Annotated in this window: 22 protein-coding genes; 20 read left to right on the top strand and 2 right to left on the bottom strand. The window is 46.3% G+C overall.

Annotated elements, in window-relative coordinates; translation table 11 throughout:
• The first annotated feature begins 261 nt into the window (after positions 1-261).
• The 10 genes from OJ16_RS17215 (at position 262) to OJ16_RS17170 (ending at position 10,417) form a co-directional block, all read left to right on the top strand.
• Positions 262-855 (top strand): LysE family translocator, encoded by a 594-nt coding sequence (locus OJ16_RS17215; RefSeq protein ID WP_040992475.1) that lies wholly within the window; start codon positions 262-264, stop codon positions 853-855.
• A 35-nt stretch (positions 856-890) separates the two neighbouring features.
• Positions 891-1,727 (top strand): helix-turn-helix domain-containing protein, encoded by an 837-nt coding sequence (locus OJ16_RS17210; protein WP_040992473.1) that lies wholly within the window; start codon positions 891-893, stop codon positions 1,725-1,727.
• 204 nt (positions 1,728-1,931) lie between these two features.
• Positions 1,932-3,038: a tetratricopeptide repeat protein gene (locus tag OJ16_RS17205; protein WP_040992472.1), complete on the top strand. Its 1,107-nt coding sequence runs from the start codon at positions 1,932-1,934 to the stop codon at positions 3,036-3,038.
• A gap of 19 nt (positions 3,039-3,057) precedes the next feature.
• Positions 3,058-4,572 carry a 4Fe-4S dicluster domain-containing protein gene (locus OJ16_RS17200; RefSeq protein WP_040992470.1) on the top strand — a complete coding sequence of 505 codons (1,515 nt, stop codon included), beginning with the start codon at positions 3,058-3,060 and terminating at the stop codon, positions 4,570-4,572.
• Positions 4,572-4,883, top strand: a complete 312-nt coding sequence (locus tag OJ16_RS17195) for a hypothetical protein (protein ID WP_040992468.1) — start codon at positions 4,572-4,574, stop codon at positions 4,881-4,883. The genes OJ16_RS17200 and OJ16_RS17195 overlap by 1 nt, the downstream gene beginning before the upstream one ends.
• Positions 4,884-4,959: 76 nt before the next feature.
• On the top strand, positions 4,960-6,246 hold the full coding sequence (locus tag OJ16_RS17190) for an FMN-binding protein (protein WP_236688450.1): 1,287 nt from the start codon (positions 4,960-4,962) through the stop codon (positions 6,244-6,246).
• 2 nt (positions 6,247-6,248) lie between these two features.
• Complete coding sequence (locus tag OJ16_RS17185; RefSeq protein WP_040992466.1) at positions 6,249-6,467, top strand: hypothetical protein; 219 nt, start codon at positions 6,249-6,251, stop codon at positions 6,465-6,467.
• Positions 6,468-6,539: 72 nt separating this feature from the next.
• A complete protein-coding gene (locus OJ16_RS17180) occupies positions 6,540-7,448 on the top strand; it encodes a helix-turn-helix transcriptional regulator (RefSeq protein ID WP_040992465.1) in 909 nt (302 codons plus the stop codon).
• Between the two features lie 316 nt (positions 7,449-7,764).
• A complete protein-coding gene (locus OJ16_RS17175; RefSeq protein ID WP_040992464.1) occupies positions 7,765-8,874 on the top strand; it encodes an HlyD family secretion protein in 1,110 nt (369 codons plus the stop codon).
• Between the two features lies 1 nt (position 8,875).
• Positions 8,876-10,417, top strand: coding sequence for a DHA2 family efflux MFS transporter permease subunit (locus tag OJ16_RS17170; protein WP_040992463.1), 1,542 nt, complete (start codon positions 8,876-8,878; stop codon positions 10,415-10,417).
• 175 nt (positions 10,418-10,592) lie between these two features.
• Here the strand turns inward: OJ16_RS17170 and OJ16_RS17165 are convergent, their stop codons facing one another.
• Together OJ16_RS17165 and OJ16_RS17160 are read right to left on the bottom strand one after the other, a co-directional pair.
• On the bottom strand, positions 10,593-11,012 hold the full coding sequence (locus tag OJ16_RS17165; protein ID WP_040992461.1) for a DUF3010 family protein: 420 nt from the start codon (positions 11,010-11,012) through the stop codon (positions 10,593-10,595).
• 127 nt (positions 11,013-11,139) lie between these two features.
• Positions 11,140-11,850 carry a UTRA domain-containing protein gene (locus OJ16_RS17160; protein ID WP_040992460.1) on the bottom strand — a complete coding sequence of 237 codons (711 nt, stop codon included), beginning with the start codon at positions 11,848-11,850 and terminating at the stop codon, positions 11,140-11,142.
• 237 nt (positions 11,851-12,087) lie between these two features.
• Between OJ16_RS17160 and OJ16_RS17155 the strand changes: the two genes are divergently transcribed.
• From OJ16_RS17155 to OJ16_RS17110, 10 genes are all read left to right on the top strand, one after another.
• Positions 12,088-13,164 carry an ABC transporter substrate-binding protein gene (locus OJ16_RS17155; RefSeq protein ID WP_040992459.1) on the top strand — a complete coding sequence of 359 codons (1,077 nt, stop codon included), beginning with the start codon at positions 12,088-12,090 and terminating at the stop codon, positions 13,162-13,164.
• Positions 13,165-13,200: 36 nt separating this feature from the next.
• A complete protein-coding gene (locus OJ16_RS17150; RefSeq protein WP_040992458.1) occupies positions 13,201-14,031 on the top strand; it encodes an alkaline phosphatase family protein in 831 nt (276 codons plus the stop codon).
• Positions 14,028-14,939, top strand: a complete 912-nt coding sequence (locus OJ16_RS17145; RefSeq protein ID WP_040992457.1) for an ABC transporter permease — start codon at positions 14,028-14,030, stop codon at positions 14,937-14,939. Before OJ16_RS17150 ends, OJ16_RS17145 begins: the two co-directional genes overlap by 4 nt.
• Positions 14,926-15,711, top strand: a complete 786-nt coding sequence (locus OJ16_RS17140) for an ABC transporter permease (RefSeq protein ID WP_040992456.1) — start codon at positions 14,926-14,928, stop codon at positions 15,709-15,711. The genes OJ16_RS17145 and OJ16_RS17140 overlap by 14 nt, the downstream gene beginning before the upstream one ends.
• A complete protein-coding gene (locus tag OJ16_RS17135; RefSeq protein ID WP_040992455.1) occupies positions 15,711-16,730 on the top strand; it encodes an ABC transporter ATP-binding protein in 1,020 nt (339 codons plus the stop codon). The genes OJ16_RS17140 and OJ16_RS17135 overlap by 1 nt, the downstream gene beginning before the upstream one ends.
• A 2-nt stretch (positions 16,731-16,732) precedes the next feature.
• On the top strand, positions 16,733-17,392 hold the full coding sequence (locus OJ16_RS17130; RefSeq protein ID WP_040992454.1) for an HAD family hydrolase: 660 nt from the start codon (positions 16,733-16,735) through the stop codon (positions 17,390-17,392).
• Between the two features lie 393 nt (positions 17,393-17,785).
• A complete protein-coding gene (locus OJ16_RS17125) occupies positions 17,786-19,933 on the top strand; it encodes a TonB-dependent receptor plug domain-containing protein (protein ID WP_040992453.1) in 2,148 nt (715 codons plus the stop codon).
• Positions 19,934-19,947: 14 nt separating this feature from the next.
• Positions 19,948-20,484: a YfiR family protein gene (locus OJ16_RS17120; protein WP_040992451.1), complete on the top strand. Its 537-nt coding sequence runs from the start codon at positions 19,948-19,950 to the stop codon at positions 20,482-20,484.
• A complete protein-coding gene (locus OJ16_RS17115) occupies positions 20,481-22,424 on the top strand; it encodes a diguanylate cyclase domain-containing protein (protein WP_040992450.1) in 1,944 nt (647 codons plus the stop codon). The genes OJ16_RS17120 and OJ16_RS17115 overlap by 4 nt, the downstream gene beginning before the upstream one ends.
• Positions 22,425-22,714: 290 nt before the next feature.
• Positions 22,715-24,037, top strand: coding sequence for an L-cysteine desulfidase family protein (locus tag OJ16_RS17110; protein WP_040992448.1), 1,323 nt, complete (start codon positions 22,715-22,717; stop codon positions 24,035-24,037).
• Positions 24,038-24,078 lie beyond the last annotated feature (41 nt).

The following is a 24,078-nucleotide window of genomic DNA, read 5'->3' as shown; positions in this document are numbered from 1 at the left end:
TTAAAAAAGGTCATATTGAATGTGGGCGCTATTCTAGCTGATTCAATGATAAGGTGATATAGGTCACGTTAATATTGATGCAAAAACCTGCAAAAAAACACGTCTAAAGGCGACTTTACCCGCTTTGATTGCTAATAAAACACGCCTTAGAGGGTAAAAATAACATCAAAGCCGTTAATCCTTATACTGGCGCTGCAATTTTGTTCAATATCATCCTCGATTTGTACGCTATCGTATTGGCTTCAAACAAAGGATTGTGAAATGAATAGTCTTATTTTTTCTATGGTTGCGTTTGCTTTCGTCGGCTCAACCACGCCTGGCCCCGTCAACCTTCTCGCCACCAGCACGGCGATCAATCATGGTAAGCAAGTCGCAGCGAAATTCGTCAGCGGAGCCTCGTTGGCCTACGCTCTGGTCGTGTTTTTAACGGGCAGTATGATGCAAACCGTCACAACGCTGATCCCGCAACTCGCCACCACCATGCAAATCATTGGGAGCGGGTTTATCTTCTATTTGGCTTACAAAATCTACACAGCGCCCGTCACAGGTATTAAATCAGCATCCACTCAACAATCCGGATTCTGGACGGGATCACTCACTCAAATACTCAACCCGAAAGCGTGGTTAGTTGCCATGTCAGGCGTGAGCCTTTATGTTATAGGGCAAGAGAACGAGTCGTTATCGCTGTTATTGTTTACCGGTATTTCGTTAGTTTTATGCTTAATTGGCGTCGGTATTTGGGCCGTCATTGGGCGACTGCTCACCAAGACACTCAATAATACTCAGCGCTATCGCCTGTTTAATCGTGTCATGGCCGTTCTCTTGGCGATCTCTGTCGGCGCAATGTGGATGTAAACCTAATGGATAGGTAGAAAGGGGCATAAAGGAAGATGAAACAAGATAACAGTGTCCAATTCACTCAAAGTACGTTATTGCCTTGGATAGAGCTCAGAATCGCCAATCAAAGCTCGGCTTGCTATCAAGCCCACTCCCATGATGAGTTCTCTTTTGGCATGGTCGACAGTGGTATTGCGACCTACTGCAATCGGGGCAACAACTATCGCGTCGAGCAAGGGGATCTTGTCACCATTAACCCTTTGGATGTGCATTCATGCAACCCAGAAAGCGGCGTCACTCGCCATGGCGCTTGGTCTTATCGAATGTTGTTTGTTGACGCGATAAAGATGGGTGAGATGCAGCAAGAAGTCCTGCCCAAACAATCCGCCCAATACACGCCGTTCCCCCATGATGTAGAACGAAGCGACCTTTTACAACACCAATTCAACACTCTATTTAACGCGCTCTCTAATGGCACCAGCCGATTGCAGGCCGAGGTGTGTTTATTTGAATTTATTGCAGAATGTTTTTCATCTCATACTGCGCCGATTGAACCCGCCCACCCATCGCGTCCTTGCCTTGCTCATGTGCGTGACACATTGCTAGATCAAATCAGCCACAATCACCAACTCCAATCTCTGGCCGATACCGCAGGCATCAGCCGTTACCAATTGGTGCGATCGTTTAAACACCAGTTTGGTTTACCTCCGCATGCTTATTTAATCGATGAGAAAATAAAACGCGCCAAACAGATGTTGAAATCTGGCCAAACAATTTCCGATGTCGCCTTACAACTGGGTTTTTCTGACCAAGCGCATTTCCAACGCCAATTTAAACGGAAGTTAGCGGTCACACCGAAATTCTACCAATCGCATTTTTTATCGCGATAAATCGCAGTCAGCTTACCATTCCCGCCAACATCTTCTTACGCGTACCCCGCCACACATCCGGCGGGCGCGACTTGTGAATTCTATTGATCAAAATCATGTTTGCCTGCAAAGGGTATAAAACTACCACTTTATGGGTAAAAACGACCTTTTGACCATTTACAGAATACTCAATATTAGCGCTGAAATTTAAGTAGGACGTTATGCATGATCAGCAGCAAGTGGCTCGAACTATACCAATATCTCAATAGCCAAATCCCTTCTCTTCCTTTACAGGCCGACGTTGAGCCAAAGCTTAACGATCGTTTGATGTTTTTAAGCGCGCAATTTGCCAAAAAAGGCCAAGAACAAGACAAAAATCAACTCGACTGGCTAGAGCATGAGAGCTTTACTCTTGTCCTGAGTGACATATTTGAATCCCTTTCTATCACACAAGAACAGCTGCAATTTCTCTTTGAAACCTTGATGGCGGCGCAAATGTGTCAACTTGCCATGGTTGTGACCAATCGATACAAATCGTTACTCAATATCGATGAATTCAAATCGAAATGCGGATTGGTGTATCAGCAATTGGGCGACTACGAGATGGCCAAAGCCATGCTTGAGGAGTCGATCAGCGCAAATGACCAAAACCCGATGGTTTATTGCCACCTTGGCTTCAACTATCTCTACCTCAATGAACGTGAATTGGCCATTGAACAATTCGAACGTAGTATTGAGGTCGCACCAGGCTTTATTGGGGGTTATCAAAATCTCGCCGGTCTTTATTACCAAGACAGCAAATTTGAGCAGGCGGCGGACTTCGCAGAGCGAGCTTTCGCTTGCGATAAATCGTTAGTCTCCACTTACATTACCGCCGTCAGCTCATACCTAGCACTGGGTCAAAATGACAAAGCCGATCAGTGGATCAATGCCGCATTTGACCACGACATCTCGTCCATTGAGTTGGTGCGCCTTGCGGGTATTACTGCGCATCAAAACGGTCGCCTTGAAGAAGCACTCAACGCTCTTGATCACTACTTATTACTCAAACCTGAAAGTTACGATGTGGTCAATATTCGGGCACGAGTAAAGGCAGACCTTGGTTGTTATGCCGAGCTAGAAGAAGACATTCAACAACTGCTGATTTTTGAACCTCACGATGAATGGTGCCTTGAGCAACTGTTCCTCTGTCACTTCCATGCCAAGCGATGGGCAGAGGCTCAGCTGGTGATGGTTGAGCTGAACAAGCTGGCAGCACACTACAAAATTACCTATCGAGAGCAGCTAAATACAATAAACAAAGCGCTGAGCCTTGATGTGGTCGAAATATAATTAAAACGCTGGAGTTACTGTGAACGAAAAAATTGAATCAGGCGTAGCCGATACGTCTCGACGCGATTTCTTAAAATTGGGCGGCGCCGCGGCTGCCACGGCCACCATCGGCGCGGCTGCCGGTGCAGGCTTTGTTTTGGGTCGCGATCCTGATGCGAATGTTGGCTGGGGCCGCACCGAATCAGGTCACGACATGTACTTTAACCGCGAACCGTTTCGCGTTGACGTTGCCCCAACGATGGAAGTGGCGGGAGAGCTTATTCGCCCAGAATGGAGCGATTTTTTGTTTCACCGCACCCGAGTACTTGGCGCTGAAATGAAAAACGGTTGGATACCAACCCATGACTGGCGTGACATTCCTAACGACCGTGTACGTGAATACTATTCACGCTACCCAGAGCGTTGGGCAGACATGTACCAATCCTTTGAAGAGAAAGCCGAACACGCACAAAACTTTGAGCAACACCGCTCTCGCTTTGCGCTTGGTTGGGCCTACTCTGCCGCGTATATGCGTGGGGTGAAAAGTGACTTCCCACCAAGCCCGAAAGGCCACCCAGATGACGTGGATTTCCAGTGGGTTAAGCGCACAAAGCAAGAATTTAAATCGCCGAAACATGCTTCAGATTTGATCAAAAAAATGGCCTTTAAATTTGGCATGAGTATCGTGGGCATCACCAAGATGGACCCGAACTTTGTGTTTAAAAACACCATGCGCGGCATGCCTGATTGGGATGAATCGATTCCAAAACACTGGAAGAACGTCATCATCTTTGGCACCCCAATGAACTGGGACCCAATGTACGCGGCGATTGGTTATTCGACCTCTTACGATGGTTACTTCCGTGCAAAAAATGCTTCTGGCTTAATGGCTGCATTCCTTGGCGAGCTTGGTTACGCTGCTCGCCCACAATGGCCGGGTTCTGATTACGAAATCGTAGTGCCACCGCTGGCGATTCAAGCGGGTATGGGTGAAGCAGCACGTAACGGCATTTTGCTGACCCCAGAATTAGGGCCAAACATTCGTCTTGCGGCTGTGATTACCGAGCTTGATCTCGAAGCTGACAGACCTATCGATACCAAGGTTAAGCACTTCTGCGAAGAGTGTAAGATTTGTGCGGATTCATGCCCAAGTGGCTCAATCAGCACAGCCGACAAACCGGATGCCATTGTTCGTGGCTACCGTAAGTTCGACTTTAACCAAGACAGCTGCTGGACCATGTGGCGTCAAGGCCCAACTGAAACCGCGATGGGTTGTCGTGTGTGTATTGCCGTTTGTCCTTACACCCGTAAAAACAACTGGATTCACGCCTTGGTCAAAGAGACCGATCCTCGCGATCCAACCGGTATTACGCGCAAAACGCTGCTCGCGATGCAACACAACTTCTTCTACTACCCAGAAGCAGAGGCTTATCACGGCGATTGGAACGGCGGTCGTTTTGCCGGCTACCACCAACCACCAGAATGGATGCGCAGCGAGAATTACCTCAAGGTTGAAAAAACTTGGGAATACGATGGTAACTGGGAGGGCTTCTAATGTTTCCACAATCAACTGTACTTGATCCATTATTTTGGATGGCGTTTGGTGCAATGCAGGTACTGGTTTTTGCCGGTGCGAATCAATGGGCAAAACAGTTCAACCTTGGTATGAACTGGTGGAAATGGGCCTTAGTCGGCGGTTGGTGGGCATCGATTGTGCTGACCATCGCAGGTGCGTTTACCTTACTGGGTGAAAACGAAGGCTTAGCCGGTTGGTACTTCCTAGGCTTTGCCGGCACAGGGCTTATCATCGGCGGTGCGATTTTATTGCGCGTGCTGATTGCACTAAAACCAAAAACCGCACACTGATCCCATTCATCATGAATGAGTAATATATTAAGGAGCAAGCCACAAGAATCTCATTTTGTGGCTTGTCTATTTCTCTATGGCAATAAAAAAATCAAAAACACCGAATAGAAACAAAAACCTCGAAAAATTCCTCAGCGTTTTTTCGATCTGTCTACTGATCGTCGCATGGTATCTAGGCGGATTGCGACCAAACAATTCACAAGCACAGTTTTTTGAGCACATCACCTCAGCCGGCCAAGAAGTGGTTGAAGTGTCGCCTAATTTATACCAAATCGTCAGCTCGTCTTCTGAAGCCCATTCAACGCAATCAAACACCGATGGCGAACCAAAAGCCGAAAAATGGGTAAGTTTTGGCAACGGTATTGGCTATGGTGGTGAATTAACCATCGGCGCTGTATTCACGCAATCCGGTGTTGTCGAAACCATTTCGCTTCTTTCTTCAAAAGAAACCTCTTCTTATTTCGCTAAAATTGTTGAAGAAAAGCTGCCTGAATCTTTGCTCGGAAAAAACATAAAAACGGCGATTCACATTGATGCGATTTCTGGCGCCACGCTCACCTCAGATGCTTACTCCCATGCACTTGACCAAGCTGCTGATCCGGTTCGTGAGGCGATCTACGGTTATCGTTTATCGGAGCAAGCCTCAACTTGGAGCTATTTTAAATGGCTCGACGCGGCTGCACTTGTCTTGTTTGCTGTAGCCGTTTGGGTGAACCGCACGCGTTCTGAACACAAAGTAAAAATGAACGTTACCTTACTGGCCGTTTCCACGCTTATCTTTGGCTTTCATTCTGCCTCGTTGTATTCCGCTTCGACCATGGGGGGGTTACTTTACGGTTCGTGGATTTCAGGCGTCGCCAACTACACGCCATTTATCTTATTGGCACTCAGCATCGGTTATATCTTTTATTATAATCGTAACGTCTACTGCCAAAGTTTATGCCCTTTTGGGGCCGTGCAGCAGTGTTTAGCGAAAGTCGGCAATGCAAAATCTTCACCGGTGCGTCACTCGTTTTTTGTCTGGTTTCCTCGCGTACTGCTTTTAATCACTCTGTGCTTAGGGGCTTATTTCCGCAGCCCTGCGGCTTTCGTGTATGAACCGTTTGGTATTGCGTTTGGCATGATTGGTGGCATGTACCTGTTCGTATTAACCGTCATGATTATTTTGACCTCTCTCGTGGTTCGACGTCCTTGGTGTCAAAGCCTTTGCCCAATCAATGCGATGACGGATTTCCTGATCTTCAATAAAAACTGGGTGAAACAAGTTCGTAGCCAAAAAAGCAAAAAATCGCGCTCAAACACACCAAGAGCTCCGCGTAAAAGCGTGATGAGTAATGAAGTGGTTAAACACGATAAGGAATAACAATGAGACAACATATCTCTATGGCATTTTACTGTTTGGCATCCGTGGTGATTGTTTTGCAACTCTCCACCAGCTTCATCAGCTTAAGCAATGAACAAACAAAACAGCAGCTGCTTCATACTGTGACCAAGCAAGCAGAAAAAGCCCCAGTAGTAGTAGAAAGTAAGCCCAAAATCGACTTCCAGAAAATGGCGGAAGATATGGCGAACGAAAAATACTAACCGAATCAAGATCATTAAGTAGATGGCATAACATAAAGGCGCTTAACATCATGCAGCGCCTTTCCCTTAACGATGAATTGTAAAAATATTCCTTTAGAACGATTACGTTCAGAGTCCGCACTCACTAATCCTTATATCTATCGTATCTCTGAGTTATATGACCAAAGAGGAATAGAGGATGTGTCACGTCATCATCGGCTCAATTTCAGTGCGCTGATTTACATTACCGAAGGCGTTGGTCAGCACTATATTGATCATCAACGGCAACAAATTCGGGCGGGCACGCTACTGACCTTAGGAAAAAATCAAATCCATGCGTTTGCTAAAAATCGGACGGTCGATGGCTTTGTCATGCCTTTTAATTGCACGTTTCTTGCCGACAGCAAGCATGACCCTTATTTCGACTCCATCATTGCTGCGTTGGTGCAAATAAACTGTATCCACGCCGTCAGCGATGATGTGGATGCGCTGCTGCGTGTGATGGCCAATGAATTTTTTTCCGATTCGGAGTTTCGCGCTGAAATTATCCGTAGTTTGTTACGCAGCATCTTATTAAAAACCATCGTGCCGGAATACAAAACAAAGGCCAATCTCACGCAAAACGATCGTTCAGCACTCAGTGCCCGCTTCCACTCTAATATTAGTTCGAGTGATTTCTATCGTTTAAAGAACTACATTGATGAGCACTTTAATCTGCGTCCTTCTGTGGTTGAAATAGCCCTGAGCATGGGGAAGAGCGTGAAGCAATTAGACAAGCTATCCAAAGATAATGCGGGCATAAGCGTAAAAGAATTGCTCGATGAAAGAGTCTTAATTGAAGCCAAGCGTCAACTTGCCTTCAGCCAATATTCAATTGCCGATATCGCGGCACAATTGGGGTTTAATGAAGCAACCAATATGACCAAGTTTTTCAAACGCCACACCGATGTCAGCCCAAAAGATTTTCGTCAACTGTGTCGCATGGGGTTGAAACAAAAATAACACTCTCGAACAACGAAGCCTCGAACAATAAAATCGTCAAGAAGATCACTGTAATCAGCATTCCCCCTTTTTCCATTTCGTCGTTTATCAACGCCAATTTGACTCGCGCGACCATGCATTCTCAATGCGATAAGGCGCCAGCACATTTACTTTACACCTGTAAAGTAAGCGCACCAGTCTCCCTCACCTTTTTTCTTCTAAGTCATTGTTCATTTTAAAAAGCAGGTCTACCCTTTATGTAAGTAATTGTAACCGCGCGTTCTGCGTAAATATCAAATGCCCTAATAAAGGCAATTCTCCGAGTTGGTTAATAATAATGAGTGAAAATACCGCACCTTCCCATTTTATTCGTAATCTCAGTATCGCAGCCATCGCTGTGCTCATTCTCGCTGCACTAAGCTACTTTTACGTTCAGCACCAAAAAAACTATCCCAGCACCGATGACGCTTACGTTCACGCCAATATTATCTATATTGCCCCCCAAGTGAGCGGTAAAGTACTCAACGTCAATGTCTCAAACTACCAAAAAGTCAGCCAAGGGGATTTGCTTTACCAAATCGATCCCGCGCCGTTCCAAGCGAAACTCGATGAGGCCCGTGCAGCTTACGAAGTCGCAATTCAAAGCAATGCCGCGACTGACGATGCGATTTTGGCTGCCAGTGCTAACGTTAAGAGCACCCTTGCGCTTCTTTCTGATGCTCAATCCACTTACCGACGCATCGACAATCTAGTGAAAAAACAACTGCTACCAGCGCAACAACTCGATGATGCAAAAGCCAAGCTCTCCAGCGCGGAAGAAAACGTCATTGCGGCTCGTGCCAATATGTCGCAACTGATTAAAGCACAAGGCGCACAAGGCGAAGCCGCACCAGAAGTGAAAAAAGCGGCGGCCGCGTTAAGCCAAGCGACTCTTTCCCTTTCTTACACCAATATCTTTGCACCCAAAAATGGTCATCTAGGCAAATTGAGTGCGCACGCAGGCAGTGTTGTCTCGCCTGGCCAAGCGTTAGTCCCTTTAATTGAGGACAATACTTTCTGGGTTCAAGCCAACTTCAAAGAAACCCAACTTGAGCGTATCACCACTGATATGCCGGCAACCATTGAGTTGGATCTGTATCCAGATGCGCAATATCACGGCACGGTCAAAGCCATTTCTCCGGCCAGTGGCTCATCGTTCTCACTGCTGCCACCAGAAAATGCCACCGGTAACTGGGTGAAAATCCCACAACGTTTTCCGATCTTGATCCACTTAACCAATGAAACTGAGCACCCTAATTTTCCATTGCGCGTGGGGGCCAGTGCCACCGTCACGATTGATACGGTATCGGACTCTCCTATAGCGGCGGCGCCTGCGACCGTCCAAACATCGCCGAGCAATACCGCCAACGGTGTCAGCCAAGCTCAACCTAGCCAGCAAGATCAGTAATATGGCGGAACTAGCCCATACCGCTTCTTCAGAGGACGAAGAAGCCAATGTAATGAGTGAAGGCACACGCAAACTGGTGACCTTGGCGGTGATGCTGTCTGCCATCATGGTATTGCTTGATATGACCATCGCCAATGTCGCCTTGCCGCATATGATGGGCGCGCTTGGCGTCACCTCAGACCAAGTCACTTGGGTATTAACGTCTTACTCAATGGCGGAAGCGATCTTTATTCCATTGGCGAGTTTTTTGGCACTCAAATTTGGTATCCGCCGGTTACTGCTCATCTCTGTGAGCGGTTTTGTCATCACATCGGCGATGTGTGGGCAAGCGGACAGCATTGCTGAAATGGTCACTTTCCGTATCATGCAAGGCGCTTTTGGTGCTGCGGTGATCCCTCTATCACAATCGATTATGGTGCAGATTTATCCTAAAAGTCAGCGCGGTAAGGCCATGGCCCTGTTCAGTGTCGGCGTCTTATTAGGCCCTATATTAGGCCCAACGCTGGGTGGCATCATTACCGAAAATATGGATTGGCGCTGGATCTTCTATGTCAATATGCCTATCGGCGCTGTCTGTCTTGCTTTGCTCTATTTCTTTGTCAAACTCGATGGCCGAGGAGAGAGTAAGATTGACTGGCCAATTGTGATTGCGATGACAATTGGTATCGGTTTACTGCAAATGGTGCTGGATAGAGGTAACGAAGAATCTTGGTTCCAATCGAACGAAATTCTACTCGCTGCCATCATTAGTGCTTTCGCCATCATCTTTTTTGTCAGCCGCTCCATTATGACTAAAGGCGACATCGCCCCTGTATGGTTATTGCGTGACCGCAACTTAGCCATGTCATGCATTGTCATGGCCGGGTTCTCAATGGGCATGTTTGGCATTACGCAGTTGCAACCCATGATGCTTGAGCAGTTGCTCAATTATCCCGTCGAAACCACTGGGTTTATGATGGCTCCGCGCGGATTAACCTCAGCGATTGTCTTACTAGCGCTGGCGCGTTATATGGACAAAATTGATGCCCGTCTATTGATTGTCATCGGTTTGTCGCTTAATGCTCTAGGCACGTACTTGATGACGCTCTATTCGCTGGAGATCGACATCTACTGGATTTTGCTGCCAAGTATTATTCAGGGGGCGGGAATGGGACTGGTGTTTGCGCCACTGAGCCAATTGGCCTACGCGACATTGGCACCAAAAGACACCATCGGCGGTGCCGTGATCTTTAACTTGTGCCGTACCATTGGTGGTTCGTTTGGCATTTCGATAGTGAATACTTACTTCTCTCGCATTCAGCAAAAAGAGTGGAATGAACTCGGAGGGGCGCTATCTCCGATGAATCCAGCCTTACAACAAGCCGCTCATGCCCAAGGAACCACGATTACCGACCCATCGTTTTTAGCGCAGATCCAAAATTTACTGCTTCAACAATCGACCTTAACCGCGTTTGTTTACACCTTTGGCTTCTTGCTGTTCTCGTATTTATGCTTAATTCCATTATTGGCCTTGTTTAAACCCAAACCCAAAATGGAAGACTAATGATGGATGAAAGAGCGATATTAATCGATTCATTGACGTGACAGCCCGTGATATCGGCTTATCGGAGTAATAGGCTCAATCGTCTAGCATATTGCAGGCAATAAAAAACGAAGCCTCGATTTAATCGAATGGCTTCGTTTTCTTGTTAACGCAAGGTTGGGCTAAATCGCAGTGATTAGCTCAGGTGTGCGTAAGCGGTGACAAATGCCGCTTCTTGGAATTGACGCAAGCCAGTATCACGGAAATCAATGATCGGCGCAGTGTGCTTAAGCGCTTGCTTAATATCAACAGAGCTCATGAACTTAACGTCAAGGCCGTCGATAAGCTGGATCGCTGACTCAAGTTTAAAGCCGATTGCACTACCTGCAAATTTACCGCGAGTTTCACGAGTACGAATAACCACGCGTTCAACTTGGTAATCATCAAGCAATTTTTTAAATGCGAATTGGAAATCACGCATTTCTTTGTTATCCAATGAATCCTTGATCATAAACTTTTGAGTTCGGCAATCAGGGATATCAATCATGTTCTCGCTTTTATTCAACAAGCAGATAATCGCTTCATTACTACGCAACTCAACAGCACAAATTTTCATGTCTTCACCTATCTTTTAGTTAGCCCCTAAGTTTAAGCAAGTTTACTGGCGATGTCTTTATCTTAAAGGCGTTTGAGGTAAAAAAGAGCCCAAGAGACAGCCTATTCGCGAATCATTGCCTCGATTTTCATCCATGACTATCAATCCGAATCAAAACCGCATCCGGTCGCCAGTACTCAAATTCAACATCCATCAATTCGCCGTCTTGCTTATAGTTTACCCGACAAATTTTCAGCACCGGCTGCCCTTCGACTAAATTCAACGCTTTCGCCACGTGAAGCGGCGCTGATGTGGCGATGACATCAAAATACGACTGGGTGGTTTCATAACCATATTTAATTCGGTACAAGTGCGTGAGTGAATCGGTTAGATTTTCATTCAATATGTCTGCAAATAACGCACTTTTAAGTACATTTTCGACGAACAACACCGCACGACCATCAATATGTCGCAAACGTTCAATCACATAAATCGATGTCATTTGAGCGGTGCGCAGCGCTTGGGCGTATTCCCCTGTTGCGATATCGGTACGCACATTCACTAACTGAGTTTTGGCGACTCTGTGCTGGTCACGAATCATTTGATGAAAATGGGATCGTGTCAGTGGGTTGTAACAAACGCGCGGCGGTGAGACATACCAACCACGTCGGTCTTCCCGATAAATCAATCCTTCGGTTTCCAGAGCCACGAGAGCATCCTTAATCGTAATGCGTGTGGTTGAAAAGAACGCACTCAACGCTCGTTCAGACGGCAGTTTCTGGCCTTCTTCTAAAGCACCGGAATCAATTTGAGTTCTTAAGCTGGTTTTAATTTTCCCTAATTGCGTTCGTGCTTGCATAGCCTTGCTGATCTAGTCCATCTATTTTTCACCACACGCTAAGCCATTTTTATCACAGAATGATGACAGCGTACCTTTTGATTTTTATCCACTTTATTTCCCACCGCCATCTCTGTCGGTGAAATATTACCGCCACAAAAAATCATTAAAACTGTCAAATTAGTTGCGCGAAAACGTCATATTTCCTGCCTAGCATACACAACGAACTTACTGACCTAGTCCAAGAGGATAGAGACTATGAAAACTTTGTTAAGTCGTTCCACTGCCGTATCAGCCACCTTGGTTGCCGCCACTCTTTCACTGCCCGCGTTCTCTGCGTCAACGGATGACGCCCAACTGAATGCGCTCATCAACGCAGCGCAACAAGAAGGCGAAGTATACAGCGTGGGCATGCCTGATAGTTGGGCTAACTGGGAAGGTACTTGGCGTGATTTGCATACTCACTACGGCTTGAAGCACCAAGATACCGATATGAGCTCAGCGCAAGAAATCGCGAAGTTTGAAGCAGAAAAGAAAAACGCCACCGCAGATATCGGTGATGTCGGTTTCGCCTTTGCGCGCGTTGCCGTGAAGAAAGGCGTCACTCAAGCTTATAAACCGACGACTTGGAATGACATTCCGGATTGGGCGAAAGACAAAGAGGGACACTGGGCGCTTGCGTACACAGGCACGATCTCTTTTATTGCCAACAATACGCTTGTCGATAACCCGCCTAAAACATGGGATGACTTACTAACTGGTGATTACAAAGTGACGGTGGGTGACGTTGGCGTTGCTGCTCAAGCCAACAACGCGATTCTCGCGGCTGCCTTTGCTAATGGTGGTGATGAGGCAAACTTAAAACCTGCCATCAAATTCTTTGCGGAACTCGCAAAACAAGGTCGCCTTTCGTTTACTGACCCGAACATGGCAACGTTAGAAAAGGGCGAAGTGGAAGTGGCGATCATGTGGGATTTCAACGCCCTTAACTATCGCGACAAGATTGATCGCGAACGTTTTACCGTCACGATTCCACAAGATGGTTCGGTGATTTCTGGTTACACCACCATCATCAATAAATACGCTAAAAACCCGAACGCAGCAAAACTCGCGCGTGAATACATCTTCAGTGATCAAGGTCAGATAAACCTTGCTGATGGTTATGCACGCCCAATTCGCACTAGCATCACGTTGCCAGCATCAATTCAAGACAAGCTGCTTGCCAACGATCAGTACAACAACGTTCATCCAGTCACCGATTTCTCAGCTTGGGAAAAGTCCTCACGTAAACTGCCACGTCAATGGCAAGAAAGCGTGCTGATTCACCAACAGTAAGACATCGTCACACTAAGAAGTACGAGAGAACACACCATGAACAACAAGGTCATCCTTGTGGTTCTAGATGGACTAAATTATCAGGTAGCCCGTGATTGTATGGGTTACCTGAATGGTCTGCTAGAACAACAACGCGCAACGCTTTACTCGCTGCAATGCGAATTGCCATCGATGTCGCGCCCTTTGTATGAGTGCATTCTGACTGGGGTTCGCCCAGTCGAGAGCGGCATTGTGAACAATCACATTGTGCGCTTATCCCACCATCAATCGATATTTAGTCTTGCGACACAACAAGGTAAAACTACCGCTGCGGCGGCTTATCACTGGGTGAGCGAGCTATACAACCGCGCCCCTTACAACGCGGTGCGTGACCGATTCACGCATGATGAAACACTCAACATTCAGCATGGCTGTTTCTATCACTGGGACCATTACCCTGATGAAGCGCTATTCTTAGACGCTGAACATTTACGTCTAACCCACAATCCAGATTTCTTGCTGATTCATCCAATGAACATTGATGATTTAGGGCACAAGTTTGGCGTCGATTCCCGCCAATATCGTAACAGTGCGCGCCATGCTGACATCCTCTTGTCTGATTATATCGATGAATGGTTAGCTGATGGCTACCAAGTGATCGTCACCAGTGACCACGGGATGAATAATGACCTTTCTCATGGCGGAATTTTACCTGAAGAGCGTGAAGTACCGATGTTTGTGATTGGCGACAAGTTCATTCATCAACCTAAGCCAGCATCGTCCCAAAACACGATCACGGTGAAACAAACCGAGATATGCGGCACGGTTTGCCAACTACTTGGCCTTGAGCATAACAAAGCATATACGCAGGAATTGTTGGCCTTATGAGTACCACTGTCATTGCGCAGTCAAATGCTGCCTCACCCTCGATGCCATTACGCATCGTTCGCCAAGCGAAGCGCTTAAAACCGGCGTTATGGATTGCGCCCTTCGCACTATTTTTCTATTTATTTCAACTCGCCCCGATGGGTTGGGTGTTTATCAATAGCTTCATTTATGAAGGTGAGTTTGTATTAGATAATTACATCGAAGTGCTCGATTCCACCTTTATGATGCAAGCTTTCGGCAACAGTTTGTGGCTAGCCGTTTGGTCGAGCCTATTTGGTCTTATGATTGCCACTTTGCTGGTCTCTTCGTTGCGTCGAATTCACTCCAAACTGCGAGATGCCGTGATTGCGTTTACTAACATGAGCAGTAACTTCTCTGGTGTGCCGCTCGCTTTTGCCTTCATCATTATTCTTGGCACCAATGGCGCGATCACTCTGCTATTAAAACAGTACGGTTTACTGGGCAGTTTTGACCTTTATGGCCAATGGGGGTTGCTGGTGATCTACATTTACTTCCAAATTCCATTAGCCGTGCTACTGCTCTACCCTGCCTTTGATGCTCTAAGCGATGATTGGCAAGCGGCCGCGTCATTACTTGGTGCAAAAACGTGGCAATACTGGGCCAAAGTGGCACTGCCTGTGCTTTCTCCCGCTTTGCTTGGCACCTTTATCATTTTGGTGGCCAATGCGATTGGCGCCTACGCCAGCGTTTATGCCCTAACCTCAGGAAACTACAACATCATCACGATTCGCATTGCGAGTCTGGTATCCGGCGATCTATTCCTCGAACCCAACTTAGCCGCCGCCATTTCAGTGGTGCTGATGGCGATGCTGGCCTTTATTACTGTGATCAACCAATGGCTCATCTCAAAGAGTTACGCAGGGAAAAAGTCACATGCAAAACGTTAACCCTCGCTTTCATCAATTCGTGGTCTATTCGATTGTCAGCATCATGCTGGTCCCGATTGTGGCGACACTGATTTACTCGCTCTCTTCCAGTTGGGGCGCGACCATTTTACCCGATGGTTTTACGCTTGATTGGTACGCAAACTTACTCACCGACCCGCGATTTTTGCAGGCTTTTGCTCGGTCATTGTTTATTTGTATCGCGTCGCTGGCTTTGAGTGTGGCTCTGGTTTTACCGACCATTTTTGTGGTGTTTTACTATTTCCCTAAGCTCGACAAACTGATGAACCTCTTCATTTTATTGCCGTTTGCCGTGCCACCGGTGGTGTCCTCCGTTGGCTTGCTACAGCTTTATGCCGATAGCGACATTGCCCTAATCGGCACACCATGGATATTGATTGGCACTTACTTCACCATCGCGCTGCCTTTTATGTATCGCGCGCTGTCAAACAGCTTTGAGGCGATTAATTTGCATGACCTGATGGATGCGGCGCATTTATTAGGCGCGAGCACCAGCAAAGCCTTCTTGCTGATCATTTTACCCAATTTAAAGAAAGGCTTGATGGCATCACTGTTTCTCTCTTTCTCGTTTTTACTCGGTGAGTTTGTGTTCGCGAATATCTTAGTCGGCACACGCTATGAAACCCTACAGATTTACCTATTTAATATGCGTCAAACCAGTGGCCACTTTACCTCTGCTTTGGTGATGACTTACTTCCTGTTTATTTTCTTACTGACTTGGCTAGCCAGTCGCTTTAGTCAAGGAGCCAAATAATGAGCTACGTAACAACAAAAAACCTAACCAAACGCTTTGGTGACAACACCGTGTTCGAAAACATCCAATTTAGCATCGAACAAGGCGAATTTATTACCTTACTTGGCCCAAGTGGCTGTGGTAAATCCACCCTACTGCGCAGCCTTGCTGGCCTAAATCCGGTCGATGGTGGCGAAATCTGGGTGAGCAACGAAGAAATCACCCACCAAACACCACAGCAACGCGGCATTGGCATGGTATTTCAATCTTATGCGTTATTTCCTAATATGACGGTGGAAGGCAACATCGCCTTCGGCCTAAAAATGAAGAAACTGGCCAGTACTGAGATCCAACGTGAAGTGGCGAAAGTGATTGATTTGGTCGATCTCAAAGGCAAAGAAAAACAATACCCGCACGAACTGTCTGGCGGGCAACGCCAACGCGTCGCGCTTGCTCGCGCCTTGGTGGTTAAACCTCGTATCTTACTGCTAGATGAACCGTTGTCTGCTCTGGATGCCAAGATACGTAAGCACTTACGTCAGCAAATCCGCGATATCCAAAAAGAGATGAATTTGACCACCATTTTTGTCACTCACGACCAAGAAGAAGCGATGATCATGTCCGATCGCATCTTTCTGATGAACAAAGGTCAGATTGTTCAAGCGGGCACACCTGAAGAAATTTACACTCAGCCTGCCGATGAATTTGTCGCGGGATTTATGGGCCATTACAACTTAGTCGATGCCGATAAAGCAAAACAGCTGTTCAACATTGATTCTCAATCGAAGGTCGCCATTCGCCCTGAATCGATTTACGTCAAAGAGGCGGGTCGCCAGTACGGCCAGCATATTTCCGCGCCACAAACCGGCACGATCAAAAACCACCAGCTACTTGGTAATGTGATTCGCTACCAAGTCGCAGTCGATGAATGTGAGCTCACGGTCGATTTATTAAATCGCTCTTCGGAACGATTGCTCACGAATGGCAGCCAACTTGAGCTATTGTTTAACCTTAACGAAATTCAGCCTGTGAGAGCATAACAATGTCAAACCCACTCTATGTTTTTGATATGGATGACACCCTGATCAACGGCGATTGCGCGATGATTTGGAATACGTTCTTAGTTGAAAAAGGCATCGCCACACAGCACGATTTTCTGGCCGAAGATCGCCGTTTGATGGCGCTTTATGCGGCTGGGGAAATGGACATGGAAGACTACTTGCAGTTCTCTATGGCGCCATTGGCTAATATGCCGATCGAACACGTTCACGCGCTCGCCGATGAATGTGTTGATAGCCACATTATGCCTAGGCTATACCCGCAAGCAAAACAACTGATCGCCCAACTGTCACGCGACAACATCACCATGGTCATCATCTCAGCCAGCGTGACATTTTTGGTTGAAGCGGTGGCAAAACGCCTTGGCATCTCGAATGCTCTGGGCATTGATCTTATGCAAATCAATGGGTGTTACAGCAGCACGATTTTGGGCGTTCCAAGTTACAGAGAAGGCAAAGTCACCCGCCTTGAGTCCTGGCAGATGGCACAAACCGATGCGTATTCAGACATCCATTTCTATAGCGATTCCATTAATGACTTACCACTGTGCCTGCACGCTGACTTCACTTATCTCGTGAATCCCTGCCCGCGCTTGAAAGCGTATCAAGCCCAGCCAAATTGGACGGTGCTGCATTGGCAATAATAAGCCGATGATGGCTCACTGCTATTATCTCGTTACGTTATCGACCAAATCTCTTCTCGACGGGTAACGGATTCACGAAGTTCCGAGCTTCTAGCACCAAGCACCAAGCACCAAGCACCAAGCACCGATTAACACTCCCCTTATTGCGTGGCCTTAGATAGGTCGCGCAGTAACAAAACCCTAATTATTCCCCCTCGAAATCCCATTCACATTTCTTTATTTTATTTTCATAAAAATCAATAATCGACAGTACAAAAATTTTTTCATGTGCCATGCGACGCATATTTATGTAAGTAAATCTCATAAATGATACATTCCCGCCTAAAATATGACCCTATTTCATGCAGTTAGCTAAAAACAAAAATGAACGCCGTCGCTAGGTAAACATTCACCATGCATATAATAACGAAAACAACGCTACTAACATCATTAACCTGTGCACTTTCAGCCACGGCGAGTGATTCAATTGATGACTTACTCAATATGTCATTAACCTCTTTGGCCGACACGAAAGTGACGTCCGCAACGCGCACCTCACAAAGCTTGGCGGATACGCCTGCCGCGGTGTATGTGATTACGGCCAAGGAGATTAATCGATCCGGAGCACGCTCCGTCGCGGATGCGCTGGCCTTAGCCCCCGGTCTGCACGTTGCCAAATTCTCGAACTATGACTGGGGAATAACTGCGCGCGGAAGCAATAAAGCGCTGAGTAACAACCTGCTTGTAATGGTGGATGGTCGCAGTGTGTTTAACCCTATGTTTTCCGGCGTTGACTGGGATCTTATCCCCGTCAGTATCGACAACATTGAACAAATTGAAATCATTTTAGGCCCCGTAGGCACCACTTGGGGCGGCAACGCCGTGAATGGGGTAATCAACATTATTACTCTTGAAGCAGAAAATGCTCTTGAAGCGCAGTTAACCGTGAAAACTGGTAACTGGGGTTATACTGAGTACCAAATGCGCCACGCAGCACAAGTGAGTGATTACGCTTATGTCAGTGGCTATTTTGAATTCGTAGAGCACCCACCATGGACCAGCGATCAAGAGATCGTTCAAGCCATTGACCACTTCACCGTCTATACCGAGCGATTCGGTGGCCGTTACGACTATCAAAACCTAGCCCATACCCTCAATGTGCAAGCGGGCGGCATTCGATCTCGTGAAGATTACTTGTGGGCTAACTATCTGCCTGATGCATACTTCCCTAACACTCCCGGATTTATTGAATATGATACCGAGATGACTATGGAAGAGTATTTCATTGGAGCGCATCATGTTTATGATATTTACAATGACAATACTTTAGAGAGCGATGTTTGGTTAACTTATAGCTCGAATGACGGTACTGATAGAGACGCTGCATATTTCCGTTTTGATCTTGATTCTCGTTGGAACAACAACGATTTATGGAATACCAAATTTACCATTGGTGGGAACATAAGATTAATTGATGAGGAGTTGGCAACCTACAGTGAATACGACATATTGACCATGCCATATTTACGGATTAATGATGACTCTCGGTTCCTCAATGAAAGCTATGGTATCTATGCCAATTGGAATATTCCTTTAAGCGACTCAACTAATCTAACATTGGGGCATCGCTGGCAGTATAATAACATTTCTGATGAAATCGATGCTCAGCCTCAGATTAGATTAAGCCAGCAATTAACCGACAATCAAAACCTATGGTTTGGTTGGGGTAAAGCTGTAGTAACACCTTCTCGTTTAGAGCGTGACACTAACTTAAGAACAAATACTGTTTACGATTGCAATGTCCCGCTTCAGTACCAGTCCCCTTGGTGCGGTGTAGGTACGGGGCAACAAGATGATGTTTATATTGTTACTGGTCAATTGGGTAATGACAAACTAAAAACAGAAACCGTTGAAACTTATGAGCTAGGCTATCGTTTTTGGCATGATGACAAGCTTCATATTAGCCTTAGCTCATACTACAGTATTCACGAAAATGTACGTAATTACCTATATACAGGCATCTACGGGGATTGGGAGTCTTACCCTGAAACATTATTTGTAATGCAAGGAAGCTTCATTACTGATGATATTTGGACAGAAACTTACGGTGGCGAAATTTCAGCCAAATGGCAGCCGTTAGAACAGCTACAAATCAATACCAACTACAGCTATAAGCGTATTATTGGACATTGCAACACCAATTTATGCAGTAATGATGATAAACGCAAAATTGAAAATGAACCAAATCACTTTGTTAACGCGCAAATAATGTGGGATATCAATAAACAGTGGTGGGCGAATGCAACATTGCAGTACGTCGGAAAATCGGAATTACACCGAGATTATCAACCCAATGATGGTTATGATCACACTTGGCCTGAAGTGGTGAATCTCGATTTAGCGCTAAGTTGGAAATACAATAAATACGCACCAAGGATTACCGCCACCGTTGAAGGCATTGGCGCGGATCAAGAAACTGAATTTGCAGAGATTAAAGGTTCATTCCAAAACGGCACGCAATATTGGGTCACCGTTGAATGGGCGGTAGCTCAAGATATATGAAATAGAAGACATTTATGATTCAACGCTTTTTACAGCGCTTTTGTAGCCGCCTCACCTTGGTGTTGGGGCTGCTCTTTTTTTCTCATGGGGTCTTGGCCAAGTATGGCGATGAAGACCTCATGGCGGTGTATTTATACCGCTTTGCTTTGATGTCTGACTGGCAAGAGACTGGGGTCGCGACTAGTCCATTAGAATTCTGCGTGACAGAATCATCGGATGTCGCGGATCGCTTAGAAAAGATTGTATTGAGCAAACCCGAGATGGCGACTTACAACAACATCGCGCAAAACCCCATCAGCGAAATATGCCATGTACTGTATGTGGGCGATACGAATGAAGCACAGATAGCCCAACTTAAAATGGATTATCCACATGCCTTATTGGTCGGTTCCGGCAAAGCATTTATCCAATGTGGCGGCATGATTGCTTTTGTCAAAGTCAACAATCGAATCAAACCGATGATCTCGCGAAAAAATGTCGCGTCCAGCCAAATAAAACTGCGATCACAGCTATTGAGTATCGCCATTTTAGCGAACGAGGCAGAATCATGATTACCCAATTTTTTGCCCGCCTACCGCTACGTTACAAAATGATCTTGCCTACCTGGTTGATGGTCACGTTCATCATTGGGATCATTGGTGCCGTTGCCATTCAATTTAATGTGAACTCTCAAAGCATCAATCTCTCGCACCGCATTAGTGTGCTAACGCAAGCCGTCGCAAATACACTACAAGCGGCAATGACGTTTGAAGATGCCATCACAGCCAAAGAGCAACTGAATAACTTGAGTGTTGACCCCGACATTATTGCGGCACAGATAATCGATGTTCACGGCGAGAATTTTGTTGATATTCAAAGAATGCCACGTGGCTGTGCTTGGAATAACGGCGTCGTGCAATGCCAAGACACGCAATTTGATGTTCATTCCATCCCGATACTCTTAGGCAATGAACCGCTGGGGACTCTAAAGGTTTGGGTGTCGCTAGAGTTTTTGCATGCGATATCGAACAAAATGTGGATGTCGCTGGTGATCATCACCTTAACATTGTCGGTATTGGCTTGGTTATTTGCCCGTGCGCTGCACAGTGTGATCGTCACGCCGTTAACGACGCTGCATTCATCGATGGAAAAAATGACGCGAGACGGGGTATTGAAAAAAGAAATTCCGATCGTACACAATGATGAACTGGGCAAACTCACTGCCTGCTTCAACGAAATGGTCAGCAGCCTTCGTGAACGTGAGCATCAATTACAGTCGGCACTCAACAGCGTAGAACAAAAAAATCGTTATATCTTCCGTGCACTTGATGTGATGAGACGGGGTATTGTGGTGGTCTCTCCGGGAGACAGCATCAGTTACTACAACCCTGCGGCATCGCGAGAGCTAACAAACATCTCAAACCTTAATCATACCCGAGATGTACTTGAGCAATGTTTCGAGCCTCGCCAAGCGATTGAAGAAGTGCGAGAAGCCATCGAAAAGCAACAAGCGTTGCACGCAATTGAAATGCATTCCATCAATACAAACAAACATTACCAAGTAAGCTGCCACCCGATGGGCGAAAACAAACATGTACTACTGCAGTTTGAAGATATTACTGAACGTAATCTCGCTGAACATCGCCGCAAGCTCGTGGAATTAATGTTTGAACAAAACCAAGATGCGGTGTTTGTGCTATCTCGTGGTTTTGAAATTGAAATGCAAAACCAAAAAAGCGACCAACTCTTCGGGCACCTGAACTCCATTCGCGATTTGATTTTTGAAAATGGCTTGGGCAATTTGGCGCAGCTTAAAATGCTCTTGGCACAAAGTCAGTTTTCGATAAAAACACGCGTGCAATGTAACGATGAATGGTTACCTTGCTTATTAACGGTGCGTAGCTTGCGCAACGCAAAAGGCAAAGTGGAAGCCTTTGTCTTCACGCTCATTGACCAAAGTGTCGAGCTTGAATTAAAACGGCTGAATTATGTCGCCAACCACGACCCACTCACGGGGCTGGCGAATCGAGTGAATGCCGTCGATCGCTTACAAGAAACGCATGATAACAATACATCGCAGATGATTTGCTTTATCGACCTCGATGGATTTAAAGCCATTAATGATCAACACGGTCACGCTGTAGGCGACAAATTATTGTGTCTCGTGGCCAAACGCCTATTGGGCTGTCTCGCCCAAGAAGATATTGTCGCTCGACTGTCAGGCGATGAATTCCTATTGGGGATTAATGGCATGGGTTCTTCCCCTTCTATCTTTAAGCGCGTTGTTGAAAGGCTCGCCACACCATTTCTCATTGACGATATTACTTGTGAGGTCACCGCAAGTTTAGGCATCAGTTATTGGCCAGCCAGCGATCGAACGAGCTTAGATACGAAGATCACCGAAGCGGACGAAGCGATGTACATCGCTAAACGCCAAGGTAAAAACCAATTTTACTGCTTAGACCACAGTTACAATGATGGCTATATCGCCTTATGTGACCATGTGAGATAACGCCACCGATCTCCCTCTTAACGAAACCAAGTTCAGAGGGAGGGCATTCCTCGACTCAAGGTATCATTTCACAGTGTGATCGGGCTCTGATTTGGAAATAATTTCTCAATTCATCCATTTACAGAGAAAAATCTTCCTTTTATTCATTACTTTATCATTAATAAAGCAAACCTTTTCCCCTGCTATAGCGCTATATTAACCCACATAACAACTAAGGGCATCAATGCCTAATCAATTCGTTTCTTAGCGATTATTTTCCCGCTGAGAACACAATATAGTGAGTGGATAGCGTGAAAAAACATCTCTGGAATGGCTTTATCAATGTTGTGAAGAAAGAAGTCGTACCGGCTCTAGGCTGCACTGAACCGGTATCCGTCGCGCTGGGTGCTGCGATTGCCATGCGTCGCCTAATGAGCATGAATGATCTGAGCAAAAGTGATGGCCACCAGCTGCTGCGTATTGATGTTCTTGTCTCTCCCAACCTAATGAAAAATGGCATGGGTGTGGGCGTTCCAGGTACAGGCATGGTCGGTTTACCTATCGCCGCCGCAGTTGGTGCGTTAGCTGGTGATGCCGATGCCGGATTGGAAGTGCTGAAATCCATTTCACCAGACGATGTCGCGCAAGCCTGTGTACTGCTCGATGAAAAACGTGTCTCTGTCGGCGTCGCGGCGGTTCCCCAAATTTTATACGCGCAAGTCACGCTTTCTCTTGGCGACGCATCAATCTCTGTCACCATTGCCGACACGCACACGCAAGTAATCGAGATTCGCGAAAACAATCAAGTGATTTACAGTGCGGAACCGGCATCCACTGACCAAAACAATAAAACGCCGCAAGATCTGCCTTTCGCAGACGCCAATGCTGAAGACATTTTTGAATTTGCGACTCAAGCCGATTTGCAAGATATTGCCTTTATCGAACAAGCGCACAAATTGAATGACGCCCTATCGCTGGAAGGTTTGACGGGGAATTATGGCCTACAGATTGGCGCGACATTCCAACGTAATATCGACCGTGGATTATTAAGCCAAGACTTGTTGACTGACATTATGCGCCGCACAGCCGCAGCTTCTGATGCGCGTATGGATGGCGCAATGAAGCCAGCCATGAGCAACTCTGGCTCAGGCAACCAAGGTATCGCGGCAACCATGCCTGTGGTCGTGGTTGCAGAACATTTGAACGCCGATCGTGAAACCATGATTCGCGCACTGATGCTTTCGCACCTAATGGCTATTTATATCAAGAGTCACCAAAATAAATTGTCGGCTCTTTGTGGTGCGACGACCGCATCAATGGGCGCAGTCGCCGGTATGACATGGCTATTGGGTGGTCAATTCACTCACATTAGTTCCGCCATTTGTAACATGATTGGCGATATCACTGGCATTATCTGCGATGGTGCAAAAGCAAGCTGCGCCATGAAGGTGTCATCTTCAGCAAGCGCAGCAATCAAAGCTGCCATGATGGCGCTAGATGGCATTCGTGTGACGGGTTCAGAAGGTATTGTTGAAAACGATGTCGACGCCACTATTCGCAATATGTCTGCGTTAGCCAATGGGGCAATGACCCAGACTGATGTGCAGATTTTAGAAATCATGGTACAAAAATAAACGTTAATACATAAACTATTGCTCCCCTATAGCGCGCTAAT

Origin of the sequence: Vibrio renipiscarius (assembly GCF_000827885.1) — a bacterium.
Taxonomy (GTDB): Bacteria; Pseudomonadota; Gammaproteobacteria; order Enterobacterales; family Vibrionaceae; genus Vibrio; species Vibrio renipiscarius.
This window is presented reverse-complemented; position numbering and strand designations above follow the sequence as displayed.